The following is a 21,259-nucleotide window of genomic DNA, read 5'->3' as shown; positions in this document are numbered from 1 at the left end:
TGATCGCCCTGCCCGTTCCGCTCATGTGCACGCCCCCGCATCGGCCGGGTCGACGGCGCGCGCGGCGGACCACGCGCGCACGTCGAGCTGCATGACGATCGCATCGACACCGTCGGAGGGGTAGTAGTTGGCGCGGCGGCCGATCTCGCGGAATCCCTCCGACGCGTACAGCCGCTGCGCGACCGTGTTGTCGTCGCGGACGTCGAGGAAGACGTTCCGGACCCCCCGCACGGATGCCAGTTCGATCAGCGCCTCGAGGATCGCGCGTCCCGTGCCGCGGCCGCGCGCGGATGCCGCCAGCGCGATGGTCTGGATGTCGCCGTCGTTCGCTCCTGCCGGGGCGCGCAGGCCGGCGTAGCCTTCGATGCGCCCGGCACGCTCGGCGACGAGGTAGTGGTTGTGCGGCGAGGCGAGCTCGGCGGCCATCACGGCGTCGCTCCAGGCATCCGACGCGAACGACGCCCGCTCGATCGCCATGATGGCGTCGAGGTCGGCGGCGGTGGCGGAGCGGAGCGTGCTCATGCGCTCACCCGCTTGCCGGCGCCCGGGAGCGTCACGTCGGGCGCGCGGAGGTAGAGCGGCTCGGACCCGGACAGGACACGGCCGGCGGCGACGGCGCGGCCGGCGAGGGTGGCGAGCATCGCGGCGGAGATCGCGTGGGTGTCGCGGCGCGCCGCGCCCAGCCCTTCGAGGACGTCGTCGATCGTGTCACGCGGCGTCAGAGCGGGGCCGGCCACACGCACCGGGATGCCGTCGTCGTCGATGCCGTCGTAGACCGAGTAGGCGAACTCGCGGCGGCGCGCATCGGTCACGATCGCGAAGCGAGGCACGTCGGCGAACGGGTCGGCGAGCGCCTCCCCGAGGAAGACGGCGAGCGCCGCCGCGTCGTGGCTCGGCACCGCGACGACGGGAAGCCCGCGCCCGAGGGCGAAGGCGCGCGCCGCGGCGATGCCGACCCGCAGTCCGGTGAACGGTCCGGGACCCATGCCGGAAGCGACATGTGTCAACCTCACGGGCTCGGGGGCGCCCGTCTGCCCGATCGCGCCGTGCGCGGCATCCGCCAGCACGTTCTGCAGGAGCGTACCGATGACCTCGGCGTGGGCGAGAGGGTTGTCGCTGGATGCCTCGGCCCGCACGACCCCGTCGCTCTCGACGACGGCGACGGCCGTGCCGAGCGAGGTGTCGATGCCGAGGATCACACCCTCCAGGGTACCGGGCCGTTCCGGGTGCGGGCTGGGCGGGCGCCGGCCGGGCACGCGGTCATACACGCGCCCTCGGCCGACGCCCTGCCCCGCGCGTCAGAAGGTCGCGGTGTCGGGGTCGGAGCCCACGCGCTGGCCGCGGTCGAGCGCGTCGATCGCGGCGACCTCGTCGGCGGTGAGGTCGAAGCCGAAGACGTCGAAGTTCTGCGCGATGCGCTCGGGCGTCGACGACTTCGGGAAGAGGATCGTGCCGTGGTCGAGGTGCCAGCGGATCACGACCTGCGCGGGCGTGACGCCGTGCGCCGCCGCGGCGTCTGAGACCGCCGGCTCGCCGAAGAGGTCGTACTTTCCCTGACCGAGCGGACCCCACGCCTCGGTGCGGATGCCGTGGTCATCGAGATACGTGCGGAGCTCCGTTTGCGCGAACGCGGGGTGGAGCTCGACCTGGTCGACCGCGGGGACCGTCTCGGTCTCGGCGAGAAGCCGCTCGAGGTGCGGGCGGTGGAAGTTGGAGACGCCGATGGAGGTCGCGAGGCCCTCGTCGCGGAAGGTCTCGAGCTGCCGCCAGGTCTCGACGTAGAGGTCGAGGTCGGGGCGCGGCCAGTGGATGAGGTACAGGTCGACGCGGTCGAGGCCGAGCTTCTCGAGGCTCGTCTCGATGGCGGCGCGCGCACGCGCGGATCCCTGCTCGCTGTTCCAGAGCTTCGTCGTGATGAAGAGCTCGTCGCGCGGGATGCCGCTCGACGCGATCGCGCGGCCCACGCCCTCCTCGTTGCCGTAGACCGCGGCGGTGTCGATGTGCCGGTAGCCGGTCTCGAGGGCGAGCGAGACGAGACGCTCGGTCTCCTCGGGGTCGACCTTGAAGACGCCGTAGCCGAGCTGCGGGATGGTGTGGCCGTCGTTGAGAGTGATCTGCGGAACCGTCATGTCTCCAGCCTGTCACGTCGGCGGATGCCGTGGGCCGGCGCGACCCTCGGAACGTGGGGCGTTTCGGGTCGGCGCCTCAGGGACGGCGGCTCAGGGACGGCGGCTCAGGGACGGCGGCTCAGGGTCGGCGGCTCAGGGTCGGCGCCTCAGGGACGGCGGCTCACCCGCACGAGCCGCGGCGTCTCGGCGTCGAGATCTTCGCCGTGTCCGAACGTGCCGCAGGCGCTGTCGACGCCGCGGCCGTTCCACTCTCTGTCGATCTCGACTTCCCACCAGTGGTCGGCGACGGCGGCGGCGAACGGCGCCGCCCACTCGGCGACGACGATCGAGTGGGCGAAGTCGATGTCGAGGTCGTCGAGCTCGCCGTCGGTGCCGAGGCGGTAGGCATCCACGTGCACGAGGGCCGGCCCGTCGCCGAGCGACGGGTGGGTGCGGGCGATGACGAACGTCGGGCTCTGGATGCGGCCGCGGACGTCGAGCGCCTCGGCGATCCCCCGCGTCAGCGTCGTCTTGCCGGCGCCGAGCGCCCCCGTCAGGACGACCAGGTCGCCCGCCCGCAGCGCCTCGCCGAACTGGCGACCGAGGGCTTCCATCTCGGCGGGCGACGTGATCTCGCGGTCGCCGAGAAAGGCGTCGAGGCCGCTCACCGCCGCGCGCCGTTCGGTTCGCAGGAGAAATCGCACAGCCGACCACGGCGCGCCCTAGAATTCCGCGGGTCGGCGGCCGCAGCCGACCTGAATGTCCTGCGAACCGAACGCACCGCCCGGAGAAGGTCACTCATCCGCGCACCTCCCGCCGCGGCACGCGCGGGCCGATGCGCGTGACGATCTCGTAGTTGATGGTGCCGGCGGCGTCCGCCCACGCCTCCACCGGCGGGTCGCCGATCGTCGGGTCGCCGAAGAGCACCGCCTCGTCGCCGACAGACACCGGGTCATCGCCGACGTCGAGGACGAACTGGTCCATCGCGATGCGCCCCGCGACCGGGTAGGTGCGCGCGCCGATGCGAACGGCGCCGGCGCCCGACGCGTTCCGCGGAACCCCGTCGGCGTAGCCGATCGGGATGAGCGCGAGTGTCGATTCGGCAGCCGTCCGATGCGTGTAGCCGTACGACACGCCCTGCCCCGCCGGCACGCGTCGGACGGCCGCGACGGGCGCGTGCAGGGTCATCGCGGGGCGCAGGCCCATGTCGGCCGACGTGCGGTCCTGGAACGGTGAGAGCCCGTAGATCGAGATGCCCAGGCGCACGCAGCCGAGGCGCGACTCGGGGAGGGAGAGGGCGGCGTGGGATGCCGCGATGTGGCGCACCCGCGGGGCGAGGCCCTGCGCCGCGGCGGCCGCCGTCGCGACGGTGAAGCGCGAGAGCGCGACGCGGTCGTCGTCGGCGCTCGTGTTGGAGAGGTGGCTGAAGAGGCCGACGACCTCGATCTTGCCGATGCGCTCGAGCCGCGCGGCCTCGGCGAACACGATGCCGTAGTCGGCGGGCGCGATGCCGTTGCGTCCGAGCCCCGTATCGACCTTCAGGTGTACGACGACGGGGCGCCCCGGCGCGGCGACGGATGCCGCAGCCTGCAGCTGGTCGAAGCTCGAGATGCCGAGCTCGAGCCGCTGCGCCGCCGCCTCGGCGAACGAGGCGCCGGGCGCGTGCAGCCACGCGAGGATCGGCGCGTCGATGCCGCCGCGGCGCAGGTGGAGGGCTTCGGCGATGTCGGCGACCCCGACGCGGGACGCGCCTCCCGCGAGCGCCGCCGCGGCGGAGCGCACGGCGCCGTGGCCGTAGCCCTCGGCCTTGACGACGGCGATGATCTCGGAGTCGGTGAGTCGGCGAAGTTGCCGCACGTTCGCGGTGATGGCCGAGGTGTCGATGGCGGCTTCGCGGAGGACGCCCTCCGGCATCCGGCTCACGTGGCGGCTCCCGCCGGCCGCTCGCCTGCGGCGGTGGCCCCTTCCGTCGCGGCGCCGCCGGGCCCTTCGCCTGCGCCCGCGGCGCCGCCGGGCCCTTCGCCTGCGGCCGCGGCGCCGCTGCCGGGCCCTTCGCCCGCGGCCGCCGCACCCGCTGGCCCTTCCGCGACGACGTACGCCGTCGCAAGTCCCGCGTCGTGACTGAGCGAGAGGTGTAACGCCCGTATGCCGCGCCCGTCGACGGTTGCCGCGGTCTCGCCGCTCAGCGCGAAGACGGGGCGCCCGCTCGGCTCGGAGGCGACTTCGATGTCGGTCCAGTGGACGCCGTCCGAGCCGCCGAGCGCCTTGATGAGCGCCTCTTTCGCGGCGTAGCGTGCGGCGAGCGAGTGGGGTTTGAAAGTGCGCTCGGCGGGGGCGAACAGCCGCTCGGCGAGGCGCGGGGTGCGCGCGAGCGCGCGCTCGAAACGCGGGATGTCGACGAGGTCGACGCCGATTCCGATGATCACGGCATCCCCCTCTTGATCGAGCTCCTCGTCCGCCTCCGCCAGCCTACCCACCCCACCCCCGTGCCCCCCCCTCCTCGGCCCCACCCATCCTCGACCGCGAGACTGCATCTGCGGGGCGAGACAGCGGCCACTGACCGCAGTGTCGAGGCGGAGATGCACTCTCGCGGCCAGAGCGGGGGGCGGGCGGGCAGGCAGAGAAAGAGAGCGGGAGGGGCGGTGGGTCAGAGTGCGGTGAAGCGCTCGGACCAGGCGGGGGACAGCTCGGTGAAGCGCGCCTGCCAGGCATCCTCTCCCCCGACGGCGCGGCCGGCGAGGTCGTCGGCGAGTCGCTCGAGGTACGTCTGCCAGCCGGCACCGTAGAAGATCGACTGGATGCCGGAGTGTTCGAGCACGAGCCGCGTGCCGCCCTCGGCCGGTTCGAGGCGCACGACGAGTTCGGTCTCGTCCTCGCCGGTCGCGTGCCAGGTCGTCGTGAAAGAGCGCGGCGCGTCGCAGGCCGTCACCGTGCCACGGCCCCATGACGTGCCCGGATCGTCGTCGCTCGCGACCTCCCACGACCCGCCGAGGCGGAGGTCGCCGGAATAGTCGGCCATCCAGCGCGCGAGCCGCGCGCGATCGGTGATCGCCTGCCAGAGGTCGTCCGCGTCGGTGGCGTAGACCTCGTCGTAGACGAGCCGGTAGCGGTCGCCGGACTTCTCGATGGTCGCGTTCATGATGCCTCCTCGGTGGTCGCCGTTTCGCCCGTGCGCGCCGCCCGCCGGCCGCGCGCGATCTCGGTGTGCAGAGCGTCGAGGCGCTGGCCGAGCGGGTCGCGCAACCGCGAGAGCTCCGCCTCGGCGGCGTCGAGCCCCGCCGGGTCGAGCGCGTAGACGCGGCGCGCGCCCTCGGCGCGGGCGGTCGCGAACCCGTTGTCGCGCAGCACGCGCAGATGCTGCGACACCGCGGGCTGCGAGATCCCGAACTCGCTCCGCGCGATGTCGACGAGCGTTCCCGCGGGCTGCTCGCCGACCGCGAGCACCGCGAGGAGCTTGCGCCTCACGGCATCCGCCAGGACCTCGAACTCATGCATAACGAGACTATATAAGCCACGACTTATGTGGTCAAGGCCCGGCCTCGCGCGATCACTCGACCGTGACGGACTTCGCGAGGTTGCGGGGCTGGTCGACGTCGAGGCCCTTCGCCGTCGCGAGGCCCATCGCGAAGATGTGCAGCGGCACGACGGCGAGCAGCGGCTCGAAGAAGGGGCCGGCGAGCGGGATGCGCAGCAGCTCGTCGGCGAACGGCATGACCGCGGCATCCCCCTCTTCGGCGACGGCGATGACGCGGGCGCCGCGCGCGCGGATCTCCTGGATGTTCGAGACGACCTTCTTGTGCAGCTCGGCCGACGCGCGCGGCGAGGGCACGAGCACGAACACCGGTTGCCCCGGCTCGATGAGCGCGATCGGGCCGTGCTTGAGCTCGCCGGCGGCGAAGCCCTCGGCGTGGATGTAGGAGATCTCCTTGAGCTTCAGCGCCCCCTCGAGCGCGATCGGATACCCGACGTGACGTCCGAGGAAGAGCACCGACTGGGTGTCGGCCATCCACCGCGAGAACTGCTCGATGTGGGTCTGCTCCTCATCGAGGATCCGCTGGATCTTCGCCGGCACCGCCTCGAGCTCACGGACGTGGTCGGCCGCCTCCACGGCATCCAGCACCCCGCGGACACGCCCGACGTGCAGCGCCAGCAGGTAGAGCGCCGTGATCTGCGCGACGAACGCCTTCGTCGAGGCGACGGCGACCTCGGGGCCGGCGTGCGTGTAGATGACGGCATCCGATTCGCGGGGGATCGTCGCGCCCTGCGTGTTGCAGATCGACAGCGTCTTCGCGCCCCGCTCGCGCGCGTACTTGACCGCCATGAGCGTGTCCATCGTCTCGCCGGACTGCGAGATCGACACGACGAGCGTGCCGTCATCGAGCACGGGGTCGCGGTAGCGGAACTCGTGCGCGAGCTCGACCGACACCGGCACGCGGGTCCACTGCTCGATCGCGTACGCGCCGGTCTGCCCGGCGTAGGCGGCGGTTCCGCAGGCGATGACGATGATGCGGCGGATGCCGGTGAGCAGGTCGTCGAATCCGTCGAGCTCCGGGATCACGACCTGGCCGTCCTGCACCCGGCCGCGGATCGTGTTGGCGACGGCCTCGGGCTCTTCGGAGACCTCCTTCGCCATGAACGACGACCAGCCGCCCTTCTCGGCCGCCGACGCGTCCCACACGACCTCGAAAGGCTCGACCTCGACCGGGGCGCCGGCGAAGTCGGTGACCGTGACACCGGCGGGGGTGATCGCGACGATCTCGTCCTGCCCGATCGCGAGGGCGCTGCGGGTGTGCTCGACGAAGGCCGCGACGTCGGATCCGAGGAAGTTCTCGCCCTCGCCGAGCCCGATCACGAGGGGCGAGTTGCGGCGCGCGCCCACGACGAGACCCGGCTCGTCCTGGTGCATCGCGAGGAGCGTGAAGGCCCCCTCGAGGCGCGACACGACCGAGCGGAAGGCCGCGACGAGATCGCGGGATGCCTGGTACTCGTGCCCCAGGAGGACGGCGGCGACCTCGGTGTCGGTCTCGGAGCGGAAGGTGTAGCCGAGGGAGAGGAGCTCGGCCTTGAGCTCGGCGAAGTTCTCGATGATGCCGTTGTGGATGACGGCGAGCTTGTCTTCGTCGGCGAGGTGCGGGTGCGCGTTGGCATCCGTCGGTCCGCCGTGCGTCGCCCAGCGGGTGTGGCCGATGCCCGTGGTGCCGTCGGGCATCGGGTGGGCCGACAGATCGTCGCGCAGCACCTGGAGCTTGCCGGCGCGCTTGCGCATGTCGAGGTCGCCCTCGGCGTCGATCACCGCGATGCCGGCGGAGTCGTAGCCCCGGTACTCGAGCCGGGCGAGCCCCGAGAGGAGGATGGCCTGGCTGTCACGCGGGCCCACGTATCCGACGATTCCACACATGTGCTCAAGGGTAATGTCGCGGATTTGCGCGGCATCCTGACAAACCGCGCGCGCACCGGTCAGAGCTTCCGCAGGAGCACCGTCTCCACCGCGTGGTCGGCGGCCTTCTTCAGCACGAGGGTGGCGCGATGCTTGGTCGGCTCGACGTTCTCGCGGAGGTTCGGGAGGTTGATCTCGTTCCAGATTCCCGTCGCCATTGCGATCGCCTCGTCGTCGGAGAGCGACGCGAACACGTTGAAGAACGAGCTCGGGTTGGTGAACGCGCCTTCGCGGAGGGCGAGGAAGCGCGAGACGAACCACTGCTGGATGTCGTTCTCATCGGCATCCACGTATATCGAGAAGTCGAAGAAGTCGCTCACCGCGAGGTCGTTGGGTGTGGGGGGCGGGGAGAGCACGTTGAGGCCCTCGACGATGACGACGTCGGGGCGGCGGACGGTGACGTGCGCGTCGGGGACGATGTCGTAGCGCACGTGCGAGTAGAACGGGGCGCGCACCTCGTCGGCACCGGACTTGACGTCGGTGAGGAAGCGGACGAGCGCGCGACGGTCGTACGACTCGGGGAAGCCCTTGCGCCCCATGAGGCCGCGGCGCTCGAGTTCGGCGTTCGGGTAGAGGAAGCCGTCGGTCGTGACGAGTTCGACGCGGGGCGTGCCCGGCCAGCGGCTCATGAGCTCGCGTAGCAGGCGCGCGACCGTCGACTTGCCGACGGCGACCGATCCCGCGACGCCGACGACGAACGGCGTGGTCGTGTCGGGTTCGCGCAGGAACGCCGAGACCTCGGCGCCGAGCCGCTTCGTGTTCTCGGCGTACGCCGACAGCAGCCGGCTGAGCGGCACGTAGACCTCGCGCACCTCGGTGAGGTCGAGGCGGTCTCCGATGCCGCGCAGCTGCACGACCTCGGTCTCGGTGAGCGGGTTCGGCACACCCGGGGCGAGGGCGGCCCACTCCGCGCGATCGACCTCGCGGTACAGCGAGGCGATGTCGGTTGCCGGCTCGGCCTGTTCATCGGTGGACATCGCGCCGAGTCTATCCGTCTCCCGCCCCGCCCTCTCCCCCGCACCCCTGACTCGCCCCTGGCCCGCCTCTGGCCCGCGAATCACCGTCAGAATCGCGAGTCACCGGTGGATTCGCGTGCATCCGGTGGTGATTCGCGAAAGCGGCGGTGATTCGCGAGCCGGACGGATGAGAGGAGGGAGCAGCAGGGAGAAGCGCGCGCATGGATGCCGAGGCCGCTAGATAGCCTGGCTCCATGCGCCTCGGGGTCCTCGACATCGGTTCCAACACCGTGCACCTGCTCGTCGCCGATGTCCACCCGGGCGGTCGCCCGCTCGCGACGACGAGCCAGCGCACCGTGCTGCGCCTCATGCGCTACCTCGAGCCCGATGGGGCGATCAGCGAGGCCGGCATCCGCGCGCTCGTGGATGCCGTGCGCGAAGCGCGCGAGGTCGCCCAGTCCGAGAACGTCGTCGAGCTCCTCGCGACGGCGACGAGCGCCGTCCGCGAGGCGACGAACGGGCCCGAGGTCATCGCCCGCATCGAGGAAGCCCTCGGCCAGGACCTCCAGGTGCTCGGCGGCGAGACGGAGGCGCGATTCACGTTCCTCGCGGTCCGGCGCTGGTTCGGCTGGTCGGCGGGGCAGATCCTCCTCTTCGACATCGGCGGCGGGTCGCTCGAGATCGCGGCGGGTTCCGACGAGCTGCCCGACGTCGCGGCATCCGTGCCGCTCGGGGCGGGACGCACCACGATCGAGTTCCTGCCGGACGATCCGCCGGGCGAGGATGCCGTAGAGGTGCTCCGCGAGCATGCGCGCGCGACCCTGGCTCCCGTCGTCGCCCTCATGGCCGATCAACCGCGACCGAACCATGTCGTCGGATCGTCGAAGGCGATCCGGTCGCTCGCGAAACTCGCGGGGTACCCCGTGCCCGGGTGGTCGGGAAGCGAGCGGATGCTCCTCCCCCGCGCCGCGCTCGGCTCGTGGATTCCCCGGCTCGCGCGCCTTCCGGCATCCGCCCGTCAGGAACTGCCGGGCATCACGGCGGACCGAACCTTCCAGATCGTCGCGGCCGCCGTCGTCTTGCACACCGCGATGACGGCGCTCGACATCGACGAGCTCGAGGTGAGCCCCTGGGCGCTGCGCGAAGGCGTGCTGCTGCGCTACATCGAGTCGCTGAGCTGGTCCGAACCCGCCTGACCCGCTCGCGCCGCCGCCGCCCGCCCTCAGGCTCGCGAATCACCGCTCGATGCGCGAGTCACCGCCGGATTAGCGCGCAACCACCGGTGATTCGCGAAAGCGGCGGTGATTCGCGAGCGGAAGCCGCGCCGCAGGTCGCGCAACCGCCCCCCGCCGCGCAGCCCCTCCCGCGGTCAGCCGCGCACGACGTCGGCGAGTTCGCCGGCGATGCGCTCGGCGGTCTCGGACGATTCGGCCTCGACCATGACGCGCACCATCTGCTCGGTGCCCGAGGGGCGCAGCAGCACGCGCCCGGTGTCGCCCAGCGCGGCGGAGGCCACCTCCACGGCCGCGACCACGTCGGGGTCGCCGGCGCGCGAGCGTTCCACACCGCGGACGTTGACGAGCACCTGCGGGAAGACGGTCATGACGGATGCCAGTTCGGCGAGCGTCTTGCCGGTGCGGGCCATCTCGGCGACCAGGTGCAGGCCCGTGAGCACACCGTCACCCGTGGTCGCGAACTCGCTCATGATCACGTGGCCGCTCTGCTCGCCGCCGAGCGAGAACCGGCCCTCGTTCATGCGCTCCAGCACGTAGCGGTCGCCGACCGACGTCGTCTCGATCGCGATGCCCTGCGCGGCCATCGCGCGGTGCAGCCCCAGGTTGCTCATCACGGTCGCGACCAGCGTGTCGCTGCGGAGCGCTCCGCGCTCCTTCATCGCGACCGCGAGGATCGCCATGATCTGGTCACCGTCAACGACGGCGCCGTTCGCGTCGACCGCGAGGCAGCGATCGGCGTCGCCGTCGTGCGCGATGCCGACGTCGGCACCGGTGCGCACGACCTCCGCGGCGAGCTTGTCGAGGTGGGTCGAGCCCACGCCGTCGTTGATGTTGATGCCGTCGGGATCGGCCCCGATGACCGTGACCTTGGCGCCCGCATCGCTGAACGTCTGCGGGGAGACGCCCGACGCGGCACCGTGGGCACAGTCGAGCACGACGTGCAGGCCGTCGAGGCGATGCGGGAGGGAGGCGAGCAGGTGGATCGCGTAGCGGTCTTCGGCATCCGAGAACCGGCGGATGCGTCCCACCTCGGCGCCGGTCGGCTGCAGCTTCGGCCAGGCGAGGGCCGCTTCGATGCGCTCCTCGACGACGTCGGGCAGCTTCACCCCGCCGCGCGCGAAGATCTTGATGCCGTTGTCGGGGGCGGGGTTGTGGGATGCCGAGATCATGACGCCGAAGTCGGCGTCGATGTCGGAGATCAGGAACGCCGCAGCGGGCGTGGGAATGACACCGGCATCCATCACGTCGACGCCGGAGGATGCCAGACCTGCCGCGACGGCGGCGGTGAGGAACTCGCCCGAGACACGCGGATCGCGCGCAACGACGGCGGTGAGCCGCTTGCCGGCGGCTTTGCGTGCTTCGGCGATACGCCCCTGGCCCAGGACGACGGCAGTCGCCTGGGCCAGGGAGAGCGCCAGATCGGCGGTGAGGGGGCCGTTTGCGAGGCCCCGCACACCGTCCGTTCCGAACAGCGCCATGAAGCTTTAGCGCTTCGAGTACTGCGGAGCCTTGCGGGCCTTCTTGAGACCGGCCTTCTTGCGCTCGATGACGCGCGCGTCACGCGAGAGGAAGCCGGCCTTCTTGAGCGCCGGGCGGTTGTTCTCGGCGTCGATCTCGTTGAGCGCACGGGCGATGCCGAGGCGCAGCGCGCCGGCCTGGCCCGAGGGGCCACCGCCGGAGATGCGGACGATCACGTCGTACGCGCCGGTGAGCTCGAGGAGGGTGAAGGGGTCGGTGATGAGCTGCTGGTGCAGCTTGTTCGGGAAGTAGTCCTCGAACTCACGACCGTTGACGGTGATGGTGCCGGTGCCGGGGACGAGACGCACGCGGGCGATGGCCTGCTTACGGCGACCGACGGCGGAGCCGGGGACGGACAGCACGGCGCGGGGCGTCGCGGCGGCTTCGACGGGCGCGCTCTCGGTGGTGTAGGACTCGGGAGCCTGGTCGATGGGGTCAGCCATGTTCGTTTCCTTGTGGTCGGCGGCGCTTACTGGGCGACCTGGTCGAAGGTGTAGGGGGTGGGCTGCTGGGCAGCGTGCGGGTGCTCGGCACCGACGTAGACCTTCAGCTTCGACAGCTGCTGGCGACCCAGGCTGTTCTTGGGGAGCATGCCGCGGATCGCCTTCTCGACGGCGCGGACCGGGTTCTTCTCGAGGAGCTCGGCGTAGGAGGTCGCCGTGAGGCCGCCCGGGTAGCCCGAGTGGCGGTAGGCCATCTTCTTCTGGAGCTTCTGGCCCGTGAGGGCCACCTTCTCGGCGTTGATGACGATCACGAAGTCACCGGTGTCGATGTGGTTCGCGAAGGTGGGCTTGTTCTTGCCGCGGAGGATGCGGGCGGCGTGCGAGGCGAGGCGTCCGAGGACGACGTCGGTCGCGTCGATGACGACCCACTCACGGGTCACTTCACCGGCCTTGGGGGTGTAGGTGCGCGTCACAGTAGTGCTGCTTTCTTGAATCGAACGGAGAGGTTCGTGAATCCCACTCCGGGGTGGTTCGCGGTATCGGTGATCGAGTGCCGCCGTCGGCGGTGTATCGATATCACGCGAACACGCCAGTGGAGGGCTCACGTTCGTGGTGCCGGATCAGCAGAGCCGCACACCAAAGAGCAAGCCTACCGCAGTCGGATGCCTCGGCCAAACCGTCCGGCATCCGCGCCACCGTCCGCAGCGTCGCGGCGGAGGAAGAAGACCGAGGGGCCGAATCGGGTTCGGCCCCTCGGCAGGTGCCCGCACGCGGGGGGTCGGCGGGCACCGAGCCGGCGTGTGGGGACACGACCGGGGGTCATCGAGCGCCGGGTGACCAGGGGGGTGATCGGGGACGACGCTCGGACATCACGCTCGGGTAGCGCGATATCTTCACACTATCCCGAATCAGACACCGGCCGCGTCAAGAAACGAGGAGCGACGCGACATCGCCGCGATCTCCGAAGAGGTTTGCGACGCGCCACGCCGCGATTTCCGGCTGACGCCGCCCTGCGGCCGGTTATTGCCACCCTGTGAACAGTGTGTTGCATTCAGCCGGAAAAGGGCATGAGAGCCACTCGTGCGCGGCATCCTGAAAGGGCAGGCCCCGAAGGGAGCAGCCATGACCGACAAACGCATCACCTCCGCGGTCACCACTCGTCGCAATTTCCTTTCCCTCGCCGCCGTGGTCGCACCCGCCAGCATCCTCACGTTCTGTTCCCCCACCCCAACCAGGGGCGCCCCGCCGCCGACCACCGAGCCACGAACCCCAGCCCCAGTCTCGACGGGCACCGCGGCATCGACGACGAGGGCGCGCGTCGCGTCCTACGGGCCCAACGGCACGCACTGGCCCGCACACACGCGCTGGATCGGCGATCGCTCGGTGCGTACCGTTGACGTCGCCTGCGATTGGACCCAGATTCAGCGCGCAATCGCCGCCGTCAACGCGGCGCAAGCCGATTCCGGCGTGCACATCCGGATCAAGCCCGGAACGCTCTCTGGCCGCGGCTCGTCGTCGGGCTCGCCCGCCGTCCTGGAAAAGGTCGGGCCGACGAACGCGACACGCAACATCCTCGTCTCCCCTCGCGACGGCTGGGGAACGGTGACCATCGACGGACCGGCACGCCTGCGCGACGTCACAGGCGTCACCTTCGCGCGCATCGACGGCGACGACATCCTCCTCACCAACTGCTCGCGCACAGCCTGGGCACAATCCAAGATGGCCAAGGGCCTGCGCATGGCCGCGTCCTACGAATCCGAGGTGCGCGAGTGCGGTGCCTATGAGATCGTCATGTCCGACGCCAAAGCCGACATCTCTGATCCCCTCGGCTATGCGGCAGGCCGAGGAAGCACCATCATCGACTGCATCTGGGAGGGGTGCTACTCCGCCCCCGTCTTCCGGCCCGACGGCGCGACCGACCACGTCGACACCCTCCAGATGTACGGCACCGGCTGGTACCGCGGGCTCACCATCCGCGACACCACGTTCTTCGGATCCCTCAACTGCGCCCTCCAGATCGGCGGCGCACGCGACGACGACCCGAACACCGGCACGCCCTTCCTCACCATCGACCACAGCATCATCACCTCGCAGGCCACCGCGATCCGTGCCCGCTACCCCGTTCCCGACGGCGCTCAGACACCGACGATGGACCAGGCGATCAACGGCGTCGGTGAGCCGGGCCAGCTCTTCGCGACCGACTCGTACCTGTTCGGCTCGCTCTACCGCTCAGAATGGGGACAAGTCACGAACACCCGCGTGTCGAGCTCTGGGGCGCTCGAACGGAACACGACCACCGGCGACGGGTGGATCTATGATCCCGCAATGTCGCGTTGGGCGGCGGCGGAGTTCGACCGGCTCACGCCCACACCCACGGATGCGTACCTCGCCGCGATCTGGAAATGACGTGACCACGGAACACCAGACTTCACCTCCCAGCCTCGCGCACCGCGCCTCGCGGGGCATCGCCGTCACTATGGGCGGCATGTGGTCGAAGACCATCATTCAGATGGCGGCGATCATGCTGCTCGGGCGCCTGCTCACCCCCGATGACTTCGGCCTCGTGGCGATGGTCACCGCGATCTCCGGCATCCTCGATCTCGTCCGCGACTTCGGCCTCACCGGGGCGATCATCCAAGCGCGTGAGATCAGCGAACGCGCCTGGCGGAGTCTGTTCTGGCTGGCCTTGGCGCTCGGCATCGCCCTCGGCGGCATCCTCGCCGCCTGCGCCCCGCTCATCGCGGCGATGTACGACGAACCCCGCCTCGTGCTGATCACCCTCGTCATCGCGCCGAGCCTCATCGTCAACGGTCTCACCATGCCCCTCCAGGCCCGCGCGACACGAGAGCTCCGCTTCGGTCTCCTCGCCCGCGTCGATGTCGTATCGATGGTGGTCAGCGTCGTCGTCGCGATCGTCGCGGGCCTGCTCGGTTGGGGATACTGGGCGCTCATCGCGATGGTCGGCACCGGCCTCGTCGTCCGATTCGTCATGCTCTGGGCCGCTGTACACCCCCGGCCGGGGTGGCCCCGCATCGACCGCGAGGTCCTGCCCCTCGTCGGGCGGGGCGGGAGCATCTTCGGCGCCGAACTCCTCAATTACATCGAGCGCAACGCGGACACCGTCATCGTCGGCCAGCAGCTCGGCGCCGCCACCCTGGGTCAGTACTCCCGCGCCTATGCGATGTTCCTCATGCCGCTTCAGCAACTCAACGGACCCATCGGCCGTGTCGCCCTGCCGGTGCTGAGTAAACTGCAAGACGACGCAGATCGGTACCGCCGATACATCCGCGGCGCACTCCTAGTCATCGGATACCTGACTCTCCCCACCTACGCGATCCTCGCGACCGTCGCTCAGCCGCTGTTCGCCCTCCTCCTCGGCAAGGGGTGGGACCAGGCCGCCGTGATCTTCAGCATCCTGTCGATCGCGGGTATCGCCCAGGGAATCGGGAAGGTCCGTGGCTGGCTGTTCATCACCATGGGCCGGTCGCACCAGCAGCTCGTCTACGACCTCGTCGCCCGCCCGCTCGTCGTGGTCGGCTTCTTCATCGGCGTCCAGTGGAACGGCATCTACGGCCTTGCGCTCGTCTACGGCGTGCTCTCGGCACTACTGCTGATCCCCGGTTTCGCGTTCGCCATCCGGGGCACGTTCGTGCGCCCGAGCGACATCATCTACCCGGTGTTGCGACCGTTCGTCTTCGCGCTCCTCGCGTTCGGGGCCGCCTTTGCCGCGACCCGGTTCTGGAGCGGACTGCCCGACATCCTCGAGTTGCTCATCGGCGGCGCCGCCGGCGCGGCCACGATCCTGCCGCTGCTGCTCATCCCCGCCTACCGCCGCGACTTCCAGACGATCTTCGGCTTCGTGCGTCAGATGCGCAAACCACCGACGAAGGGCCCGGAGATCGTCCCCGGGCCCCGCGTCGGCAGCGACGTCGACTGACTCAGTTGGCGACCGTCACGTTCACGATCGTGCTGCGACCGGTGTTACCGGCCGCGTCCGTCGCCCGAGCCTCGATCGGATAGACGCCGTTGGCGAACGAGCGCGAGTTGAGCGTCGCCGTCCACTCGGAGCCCGAGAGCTTCATCGTCGCGAGCTTCGCCGTTCCCGACCACAGCGTCACACCCTTCACTCCGACGTCGTCGGTCGCGACCACCCGCACGACCATGCTTCCCGAGACCTTCTGACCGTCGACGAGGTTCACGAAGGAGACCGACGGCGGCACGGTGTCCGGGGTGGGTAACGGCGTCGGCGTGAGAGTCGGAGTCGGAGTCGGCGTGGGCGTGAGAGTCGGCGTGGGCGTGGGAGTTGGAGTCGTGGGTACCGTCGACACCCCGTAGCCATAGAACCGTCCTGCGACGGGCCGCGTCGGGTCACCAGCAAACGTCTTGCCACGCAACTGCGCCGCCGACTCGGCCTGATCGCGGATGATCGCGATCACCTCCGCCGGCGTCTTGCCCGCGCACGTTCCCACCCGGTAGCACTGCAACACGACTCCGCTCGTCACCGCCGCCGACAGGCTCGTGCCCGAAGCCACCAGACCATAGCGATTGCCCTTCTTCGTCGTGACCGGACAGGTGCCTGGCGCCGCCACCGTGTGGGCGATGTCGGCCGCGGAGACCGCGTAGTTACTGCGCGGGTTGTAGCTGTCGTCCGCAGGCATCCCCGACTCCGAGCATGTCGGCGACCCGCGCCCGCCGGGAGCACCGTCGAAGTCGGCGAAGTTCGTCGCCGACAGCACCTCGTCGTATGTTCCCGGCGCGAAGCCGGCCATGTCGGTGCGCGAGTTGCCCGCGGCCGCGACGACCGTCACGCCCCGCGCGACGATCGCGCAGATCTTTTGGTGCACCACGTCGTTGTTGGAGATGCCGCAGTTGCCGTCATCGGCCTGCTCGTACTGCATGCTCATGTTCACGACCTTGATGTCGTACCGGGCGTGATTGTCGAGCACCCACTGCAACGCGCACGAGATGTTCGAGACGCTGCCGTTGAGCTTGGCGTCGAACACGCGGATCGAGTAGATCGGCGCCCCGGGCGCGATGCCCACGATCCCGTTGTCGTCGTTGATCGCGGCCATCTGCCCGGCGACCGCCGTGCCGTGGCCGTTCGGATCCTGCCCGTCGCCCGACGCGGTGCAGTTGACCTGACCGGCGACGTTGAGATCATCGTGCAGGCTCACGCCCGAGTCGATGATCGCGACGGCGGGCCCGCCCCATGCCCCCGCTTGCAGCACCGACGAGGGAGGAAGGTCAGCCTCCACCGTGCGCACCGGAGCGATCAGCTGCTGCGGTTGCGTGGCCGCCGACGCGGCACCTGCCCCCAAAAACATCGCGACCACCGCAGTGCACGCGACCATACCGGCGATCTGACGTCGCCGAACCTTCACACCCATAAACGTCCCCTCAGAGATGGTGTACTTCGCCGTCGACCCCCGACGGACACTTCCGCGTTGCGCGCCCCCGCGCACACCGCATGACTACTGCTCGGGTCTCTCCCCGATCACCCGCGCAGGCACACCGCCCGCGATCGCGAACGCCGGTACGTCCTTCGTGACCACCGCCCCCGCGGCGATCACCGCCCCCTCGCCCACGGTCACTCCCGCCAGCACGACAACATTCGCCCCCAGCCATGCCCCGTCACCGATAACGATGTCGCGCTCGACCTTCGGCTGATCCATGATCGGCGTTGCCGACCGGACGATGCCGTAGTTCGACGCCGTCAGCGTCACATGCGGCGCGAACAGGCAGTGGTCGCCGATGATCACTCGACCGGTGGAGTTGCCCGCCCAGATCACGCTGAACTCGCCGATATGCGTGCCCGCGCCGATACTGATGCGATCCGCATTGCGGAACGACACGTTCGGCGCCATCGAGACGTTCGCACCCCGTGTCAGCCGCGGAACCTGTCCCACAAACGAATAGAACGAGAAGTGCGCCAGCCGGATGCCGTGCAGCACGGTCCTCGGATCGAGGATGCTCCGGAGCACACCGACAGCGCCCATCAGGCATCCCTCAGAATCGGCTGCCCCGCGAACGCGTCGACGATCGACGACATCAGCAGGCGCCGATCCAGACCCTCGCCCACCGTCACGCTCACCACGAGGTCTCGGCGATACGAGCACGCAAGCACCGCGACCTCATCCTTCGGGTCACCCGCGGGCCATCCCGTCACTGTTTCGACGGAGGCTGTGCCGACGAAGCGCTGATCGCGCCCCCACGTCACGTACGTCGCGTATCCGACCCAATCCGCCTCGCCCACCACGATCGACCCCCCGGCATCCACCGCCTCCTGCACCTGCACCCTCACGAGCGGCACCATTTCTTCCAGCGAAGCGTCGGCGGGGACCGTGACCTTGACGACGCTGATGTCGTTGCGGGTCGTCGTGTCGCCGGCTCGCCGTCGCGAGATCGGCACGAGCAGCGACACCGTCGTCGGCCCGACGCGCTGCGCCGCCACCCCGTGCAGTGTCGCCGCGACGGTGAGATCGTTCACCGTGCCACCGAGGCGGAACGCGCGTTTTGTCGCGGCGGCGAAGTCGACCACCGCATACTGCGACGAGCGCCCCGTCATCGCACGCGCGACCGCGTCGGATCGACGGATACGGGCGTTCTTCACCGGCCGGATCGCGCGTCCCGCCCACCGCCGGAGCCGCATGCGGAAGGACTTCCGCCAGTACGCCGCCCCCATCTCCGGGAGCGAGGGGTGCAGCGCCCGCCACGACGCGAAGGCGAGCCACAGCACATGGATGCCTCCGCGCGGCGGCACTCCCAGCACGCGGAGCTCCTCGGGCCCGGGAACCAGCGGCTCCCCCAGGGGAGTGGGGCCGGCGAGCACGTCGCCGATCCGCAAGCCGAACAACGCATCGCCGACGACGTGGTGGTACCGGAAGACGATCGCGACACGCCCCGAGTCGAGCTCCACGAACTCCGCGTCCCAGAGCGGTCGCGAACGGTCGAGGGGAGGCGAGGAACGTCCCGTCAGCGCATCGACCAGTTCGGGATCGTCGGCGACGATGCCGTCCGCGAAACGCACATGACGGCTCATGTCGAGATGTGACACCGGCACCCACGCCGGCGTCGTCACCCCCAGCGGCGTCGACACGAGCCGCTGACGGAGCGCGGGCGCGAACCAGCTCGCGCCCTCGAACAGACGACGGATCGCTGTTCGATCCAGCCCGCCGTCCGCACCGCGCAGCGACGCCCCGTCGACGATCATCGTCCCCGCAGCGCACATCGCTGCGAAGACCACGTCGTTGACGAGGTACTTCTCGTCGAGCGAGCTGATCAGCTCCGCCTTCGCCGACGCCGCGAGACCTCCCCTGATGGGATCGTCCACGATCTCGGCGGAAGGCGGGGGCGAGTCGAGCGTGATGGGCTGCGGCGGCCGAGCGTCGACGAAGACCCGCCCTGCGCGGCGCATTCCCGCAGTGGCGAAGAGTCCCGACCAGAAACCCCCCAGCAGAGCGAGGTCGGCGTCGCGACGACGCACGTTGCTCCGGTTGCGCACCGCCCGTACGACGGTCCGCTTCACGATGACGGCCGACATCATCAGACCCACCGTGGGCCGAAGTCGCAGCCACTTGTCGGCCAACGCTCCCAGCCCCAGGCCGTAACCGCGGTGCAGGACCGTGTACGCGTCGTCTTCACGCGTGTGGGCATGGTCGATCGCGAACTCGGCGTCGTAGACGATCGCCCTTCCGTCGTCGAGAATGCGGCAGAAGATGTCAAGGTCCTCCGCCCCGGCCAGGTATCGTCCCGCCCCCATCACCGGATCGAAGCCGCCGAGCCCCTCGACCACATCGCGACGAAACGCCATGACCGCTCCGTGACCGGCGTCGAGCCCCTCGAGGGTTTTCGTGTAGCGCTTGGGCGAACGCACCTGTCGCGCTGCGGTGTCCGACGCCTCGTGGAGCATGGCACCCGTCACCGCGGCGACCCGCTCGTCGTCGAAGTGCGCCAGGGCCGCATCGAGCCAGCCCGGGAGCGCACGACAATCATCGTCGCTGTAGACCACGATCGGCCGGCGAGCCGTCGCGAGCCCGACGTTGCGAGCGATCGAGAGGCCCTTGATGTCGGTGCGCACCGCCCGGACACCCGCCTCGTCGGCGACCTCCAGCGTCTTCGACGTCGTCGATGCAGAATCGACGACCAGAATCTCCAGCCCTTCGGGAGAATGCTCCAAGAACGAGGCGAGCGCATCGCGCAGCATCTCAGGCCTCTCGCGCGTGCAGACGATCAATGTCACGTCCTCACCGCGGATCACGGCCCATCCTCACACCGAGCCGCCGCCGCACCCGAACGGGCGATCGCGAGCCGGTACGCGTGGACGAGTTCGCGCGCGGCGGCCGCCCAGGTGAGCTCGCTCGCGGCATCCAGCACAGCCGCCCGCATTCGAGCACGCAAAGCCGGGTCGCCCGCGAGGAGGTCGAGGTGCGCGGTGAGCGTGGCGACGTCGCCCGCCTCGTGTGACAAACCGGTACGACCCTCGCTGATGACCGCGCCCGCGGCGGTCGACACCAGTGGGATGCACCCGGCGACCTGTGCCTCGTAGGTCACGAGCGCACTACCCTCTTCCACTGAGGGCAGCACCAACGCGTCGGCCTCGGCGAGAACCTGCATCGAGTCGTCGGTGCTTCCGCGCACCTCGACCCCCGGCAGATCGAGAAGCGACCCCAGTGCGTCACGGTAGCGCCCATCCATGCGCCCGTAGACGAGCAGGCGCCCGTGCCTACTGGCCGATGACGCCTGCCAGGCCCGCAGCGCGTGATGAAGTCCCTTGCGCGGCTGGACGCGACCCAGGAAGACGACGGTGAAAGGTCGCTCCGCATCTTCCCGCCGGTGCGGTGCGGCATTTGACCCGTAGCGGTGGCGCAGCAGCCGGGCATCGTCGAACCCCCGCGCACGGAACGTGTCGGCGACGGCTTCGGACGGCACGAGTAGCCCGGTCGCGCTCGCCCACTCGCGCTCTTCCCGGCGCAGCCGACGGCCGTTCGCCGTGTGACTGTCGCTTTCGGGCATCTCCATCCCGAGCGCGGCGTACTCGCGAGCCACAACATCGTACGCGTGGGCCGTATGCGTGTTGGGCACTTCGCGCACGGCGGCCAGCCCGGCACGGTGCGCCGCCGCGAACGTCCGCTCGGCGGCGAGCGGCCACGCGTGGACGACATCGACGGACTCGCGCACGGCGCGACGCGTGAGCCACCGCGCGGTACGCGCGTCGTGCAGAGCGAGCGCACGATCTCGACCGAAGACACGATGAGGAATGCGGCGACCGCGCACGGTGAGCGTCGTCGTCACCGACGCCGCCCCCGGGACGGGGCGCGCCGTGCTCGCCGCGATGACGTGCACGCGGTGCCCGCCGGCGATGAGCTCCGTGATCTGGTTCCACGCCGTCCACCCGATGCCGGGTGCCCCCAAGACGTGCGGGAAGCTGTACGCGATAGTCAGACTCTCACCCCCCTCCCCAGAAGGAATGACGGTCATGGGCTGCTCCCTGTTGACTCTGGTCACCACTGTGCGGGTCGCGCGTGAGACGACACAACCGGATGCCGCGAATGTCGCCGACTCT

The 21,259-nt window shown here is 70.1% G+C and carries 19 protein-coding genes and 1 pseudogene; 3 read left to right on the top strand and 17 right to left on the bottom strand.

The features are described from left to right. Window positions 1-21 precede the first annotated feature (21 nt). The 10 genes and pseudogenes from rimI to coaA form a co-directional block, all read right to left on the bottom strand. Complete coding sequence (gene rimI, locus AC3ENQ_RS04045; RefSeq protein WP_431801966.1) at window positions 22-522, bottom strand: ribosomal protein S18-alanine N-acetyltransferase; 501 nt, start codon at window positions 520-522, stop codon at window positions 22-24. Beyond that, a complete protein-coding gene (gene tsaB, locus AC3ENQ_RS04040) occupies window positions 519-1,199 on the bottom strand; it encodes a tRNA (adenosine(37)-N6)-threonylcarbamoyltransferase complex dimerization subunit type 1 TsaB (protein ID WP_431801964.1) in 681 nt (226 codons plus the stop codon). The genes rimI and tsaB overlap by 4 nt, the downstream gene beginning before the upstream one ends. 99 nt (window positions 1,200-1,298) lie before the next feature. Next, a complete protein-coding gene (locus AC3ENQ_RS04035; RefSeq protein WP_431801962.1) occupies window positions 1,299-2,129 on the bottom strand; it encodes an aldo/keto reductase in 831 nt (276 codons plus the stop codon). A gap of 146 nt (window positions 2,130-2,275) precedes the next feature. After that, on the bottom strand, window positions 2,276-2,776 hold the full coding sequence (tsaE, locus tag AC3ENQ_RS04030; RefSeq protein ID WP_431801960.1) for a tRNA (adenosine(37)-N6)-threonylcarbamoyltransferase complex ATPase subunit type 1 TsaE: 501 nt from the start codon (window positions 2,774-2,776) through the stop codon (window positions 2,276-2,278). 130 nt (window positions 2,777-2,906) lie between these two features. Continuing rightward, window positions 2,907-4,022: an alanine racemase gene (gene alr / locus AC3ENQ_RS04025; RefSeq protein ID WP_431802584.1), complete on the bottom strand. Its 1,116-nt coding sequence runs from the start codon at window positions 4,020-4,022 to the stop codon at window positions 2,907-2,909. Window positions 4,023-4,180: 158 nt separating this feature from the next. After that, window positions 4,181-4,534 (bottom strand): annotated as a pseudogene (locus AC3ENQ_RS04020) (holo-ACP synthase); the annotation flags it as partial. Between the two features lie 221 nt (window positions 4,535-4,755). Next, window positions 4,756-5,247, bottom strand: a complete 492-nt coding sequence (locus tag AC3ENQ_RS04015) for an SRPBCC domain-containing protein (RefSeq protein ID WP_431801958.1) — start codon at window positions 5,245-5,247, stop codon at window positions 4,756-4,758. Beyond that, window positions 5,244-5,603 carry an ArsR/SmtB family transcription factor gene (locus AC3ENQ_RS04010; RefSeq protein WP_431801956.1) on the bottom strand — a complete coding sequence of 120 codons (360 nt, stop codon included), beginning with the start codon at window positions 5,601-5,603 and terminating at the stop codon, window positions 5,244-5,246. Before AC3ENQ_RS04010 ends, AC3ENQ_RS04015 begins: the two co-directional genes overlap by 4 nt. A 52-nt stretch (window positions 5,604-5,655) precedes the next feature. Continuing rightward, the gene (gene glmS, locus AC3ENQ_RS04005) at window positions 5,656-7,506 is read right to left on the bottom strand and encodes a glutamine--fructose-6-phosphate transaminase (isomerizing) (protein WP_431801954.1); all 1,851 of its coding nucleotides are present in this window, start codon (window positions 7,504-7,506) and stop codon (window positions 5,656-5,658) included. A gap of 59 nt (window positions 7,507-7,565) precedes the next feature. Then, window positions 7,566-8,522, bottom strand: coding sequence for a type I pantothenate kinase (gene coaA, locus AC3ENQ_RS04000; RefSeq protein WP_431801953.1), 957 nt, complete (start codon window positions 8,520-8,522; stop codon window positions 7,566-7,568). Between the two features lie 233 nt (window positions 8,523-8,755). Between coaA and AC3ENQ_RS03995 the strand changes: the two genes are divergently transcribed. Continuing rightward, window positions 8,756-9,697 (top strand): Ppx/GppA phosphatase family protein, encoded by a 942-nt coding sequence (locus AC3ENQ_RS03995; RefSeq protein ID WP_431801951.1) that lies wholly within the window; start codon window positions 8,756-8,758, stop codon window positions 9,695-9,697. Between the two features lie 173 nt (window positions 9,698-9,870). Here AC3ENQ_RS03995 and glmM read toward each other — a convergent pair whose 3' ends face one another. The 3 genes from glmM to rplM are packed head-to-tail and all read right to left on the bottom strand — an operon-like array spanning window position 9,871 to window position 12,170. After that, on the bottom strand, window positions 9,871-11,214 hold the full coding sequence (gene glmM, locus AC3ENQ_RS03990) for a phosphoglucosamine mutase (protein WP_431801949.1): 1,344 nt from the start codon (window positions 11,212-11,214) through the stop codon (window positions 9,871-9,873). A 6-nt stretch (window positions 11,215-11,220) separates the two neighbouring features. After that, window positions 11,221-11,697 carry a 30S ribosomal protein S9 gene (gene rpsI, locus AC3ENQ_RS03985; protein ID WP_431801947.1) on the bottom strand — a complete coding sequence of 159 codons (477 nt, stop codon included), beginning with the start codon at window positions 11,695-11,697 and terminating at the stop codon, window positions 11,221-11,223. 26 nt (window positions 11,698-11,723) lie between these two features. After that, window positions 11,724-12,170, bottom strand: a complete 447-nt coding sequence (gene rplM, locus AC3ENQ_RS03980; RefSeq protein ID WP_431801945.1) for a 50S ribosomal protein L13 — start codon at window positions 12,168-12,170, stop codon at window positions 11,724-11,726. A 649-nt stretch (window positions 12,171-12,819) separates the two neighbouring features. On the opposite strand from rplM, the gene AC3ENQ_RS03975 reads away from it, so the two are divergent. Both AC3ENQ_RS03975 and AC3ENQ_RS03970 read left to right on the top strand, forming a co-directional pair. Beyond that, window positions 12,820-14,103: a hypothetical protein gene (locus AC3ENQ_RS03975; RefSeq protein ID WP_431801943.1), complete on the top strand. Its 1,284-nt coding sequence runs from the start codon at window positions 12,820-12,822 to the stop codon at window positions 14,101-14,103. Beyond that, window positions 14,012-15,634 carry a lipopolysaccharide biosynthesis protein gene (locus AC3ENQ_RS03970; protein WP_431801941.1) on the top strand — a complete coding sequence of 541 codons (1,623 nt, stop codon included), beginning with the start codon at window positions 14,012-14,014 and terminating at the stop codon, window positions 15,632-15,634. The genes AC3ENQ_RS03975 and AC3ENQ_RS03970 overlap by 92 nt, the downstream gene beginning before the upstream one ends. 1 nt (window position 15,635) lies before the next feature. Here AC3ENQ_RS03970 and AC3ENQ_RS03965 read toward each other — a convergent pair whose 3' ends face one another. From AC3ENQ_RS03965 to AC3ENQ_RS03950, 4 genes are all read right to left on the bottom strand, one after another. Continuing rightward, complete coding sequence (locus tag AC3ENQ_RS03965) at window positions 15,636-17,084, bottom strand: S8 family serine peptidase (protein ID WP_431801939.1); 1,449 nt, start codon at window positions 17,082-17,084, stop codon at window positions 15,636-15,638. Window positions 17,085-17,168: 84 nt separating this feature from the next. Further along, a complete protein-coding gene (locus AC3ENQ_RS03960; protein ID WP_431801937.1) occupies window positions 17,169-17,693 on the bottom strand; it encodes an acyltransferase in 525 nt (174 codons plus the stop codon). Beyond that, on the bottom strand, window positions 17,693-19,954 hold the full coding sequence (locus AC3ENQ_RS03955; RefSeq protein WP_431801935.1) for a glycosyltransferase: 2,262 nt from the start codon (window positions 19,952-19,954) through the stop codon (window positions 17,693-17,695). Before AC3ENQ_RS03955 ends, AC3ENQ_RS03960 begins: the two co-directional genes overlap by 1 nt. Further along, complete coding sequence (locus tag AC3ENQ_RS03950) at window positions 19,951-21,174, bottom strand: glycosyltransferase family 4 protein (RefSeq protein WP_431801933.1); 1,224 nt, start codon at window positions 21,172-21,174, stop codon at window positions 19,951-19,953. The genes AC3ENQ_RS03955 and AC3ENQ_RS03950 overlap by 4 nt, the downstream gene beginning before the upstream one ends. Between the last annotated feature and the right edge of the window lie 85 nt (window positions 21,175-21,259).

Source organism: Microbacterium sp. bgisy203, assembly GCF_057706945.1.
The sequence above is the reverse complement of the archived record's forward strand: the minus strand, read 5'-3'. Positions and strand labels throughout refer to the sequence as shown.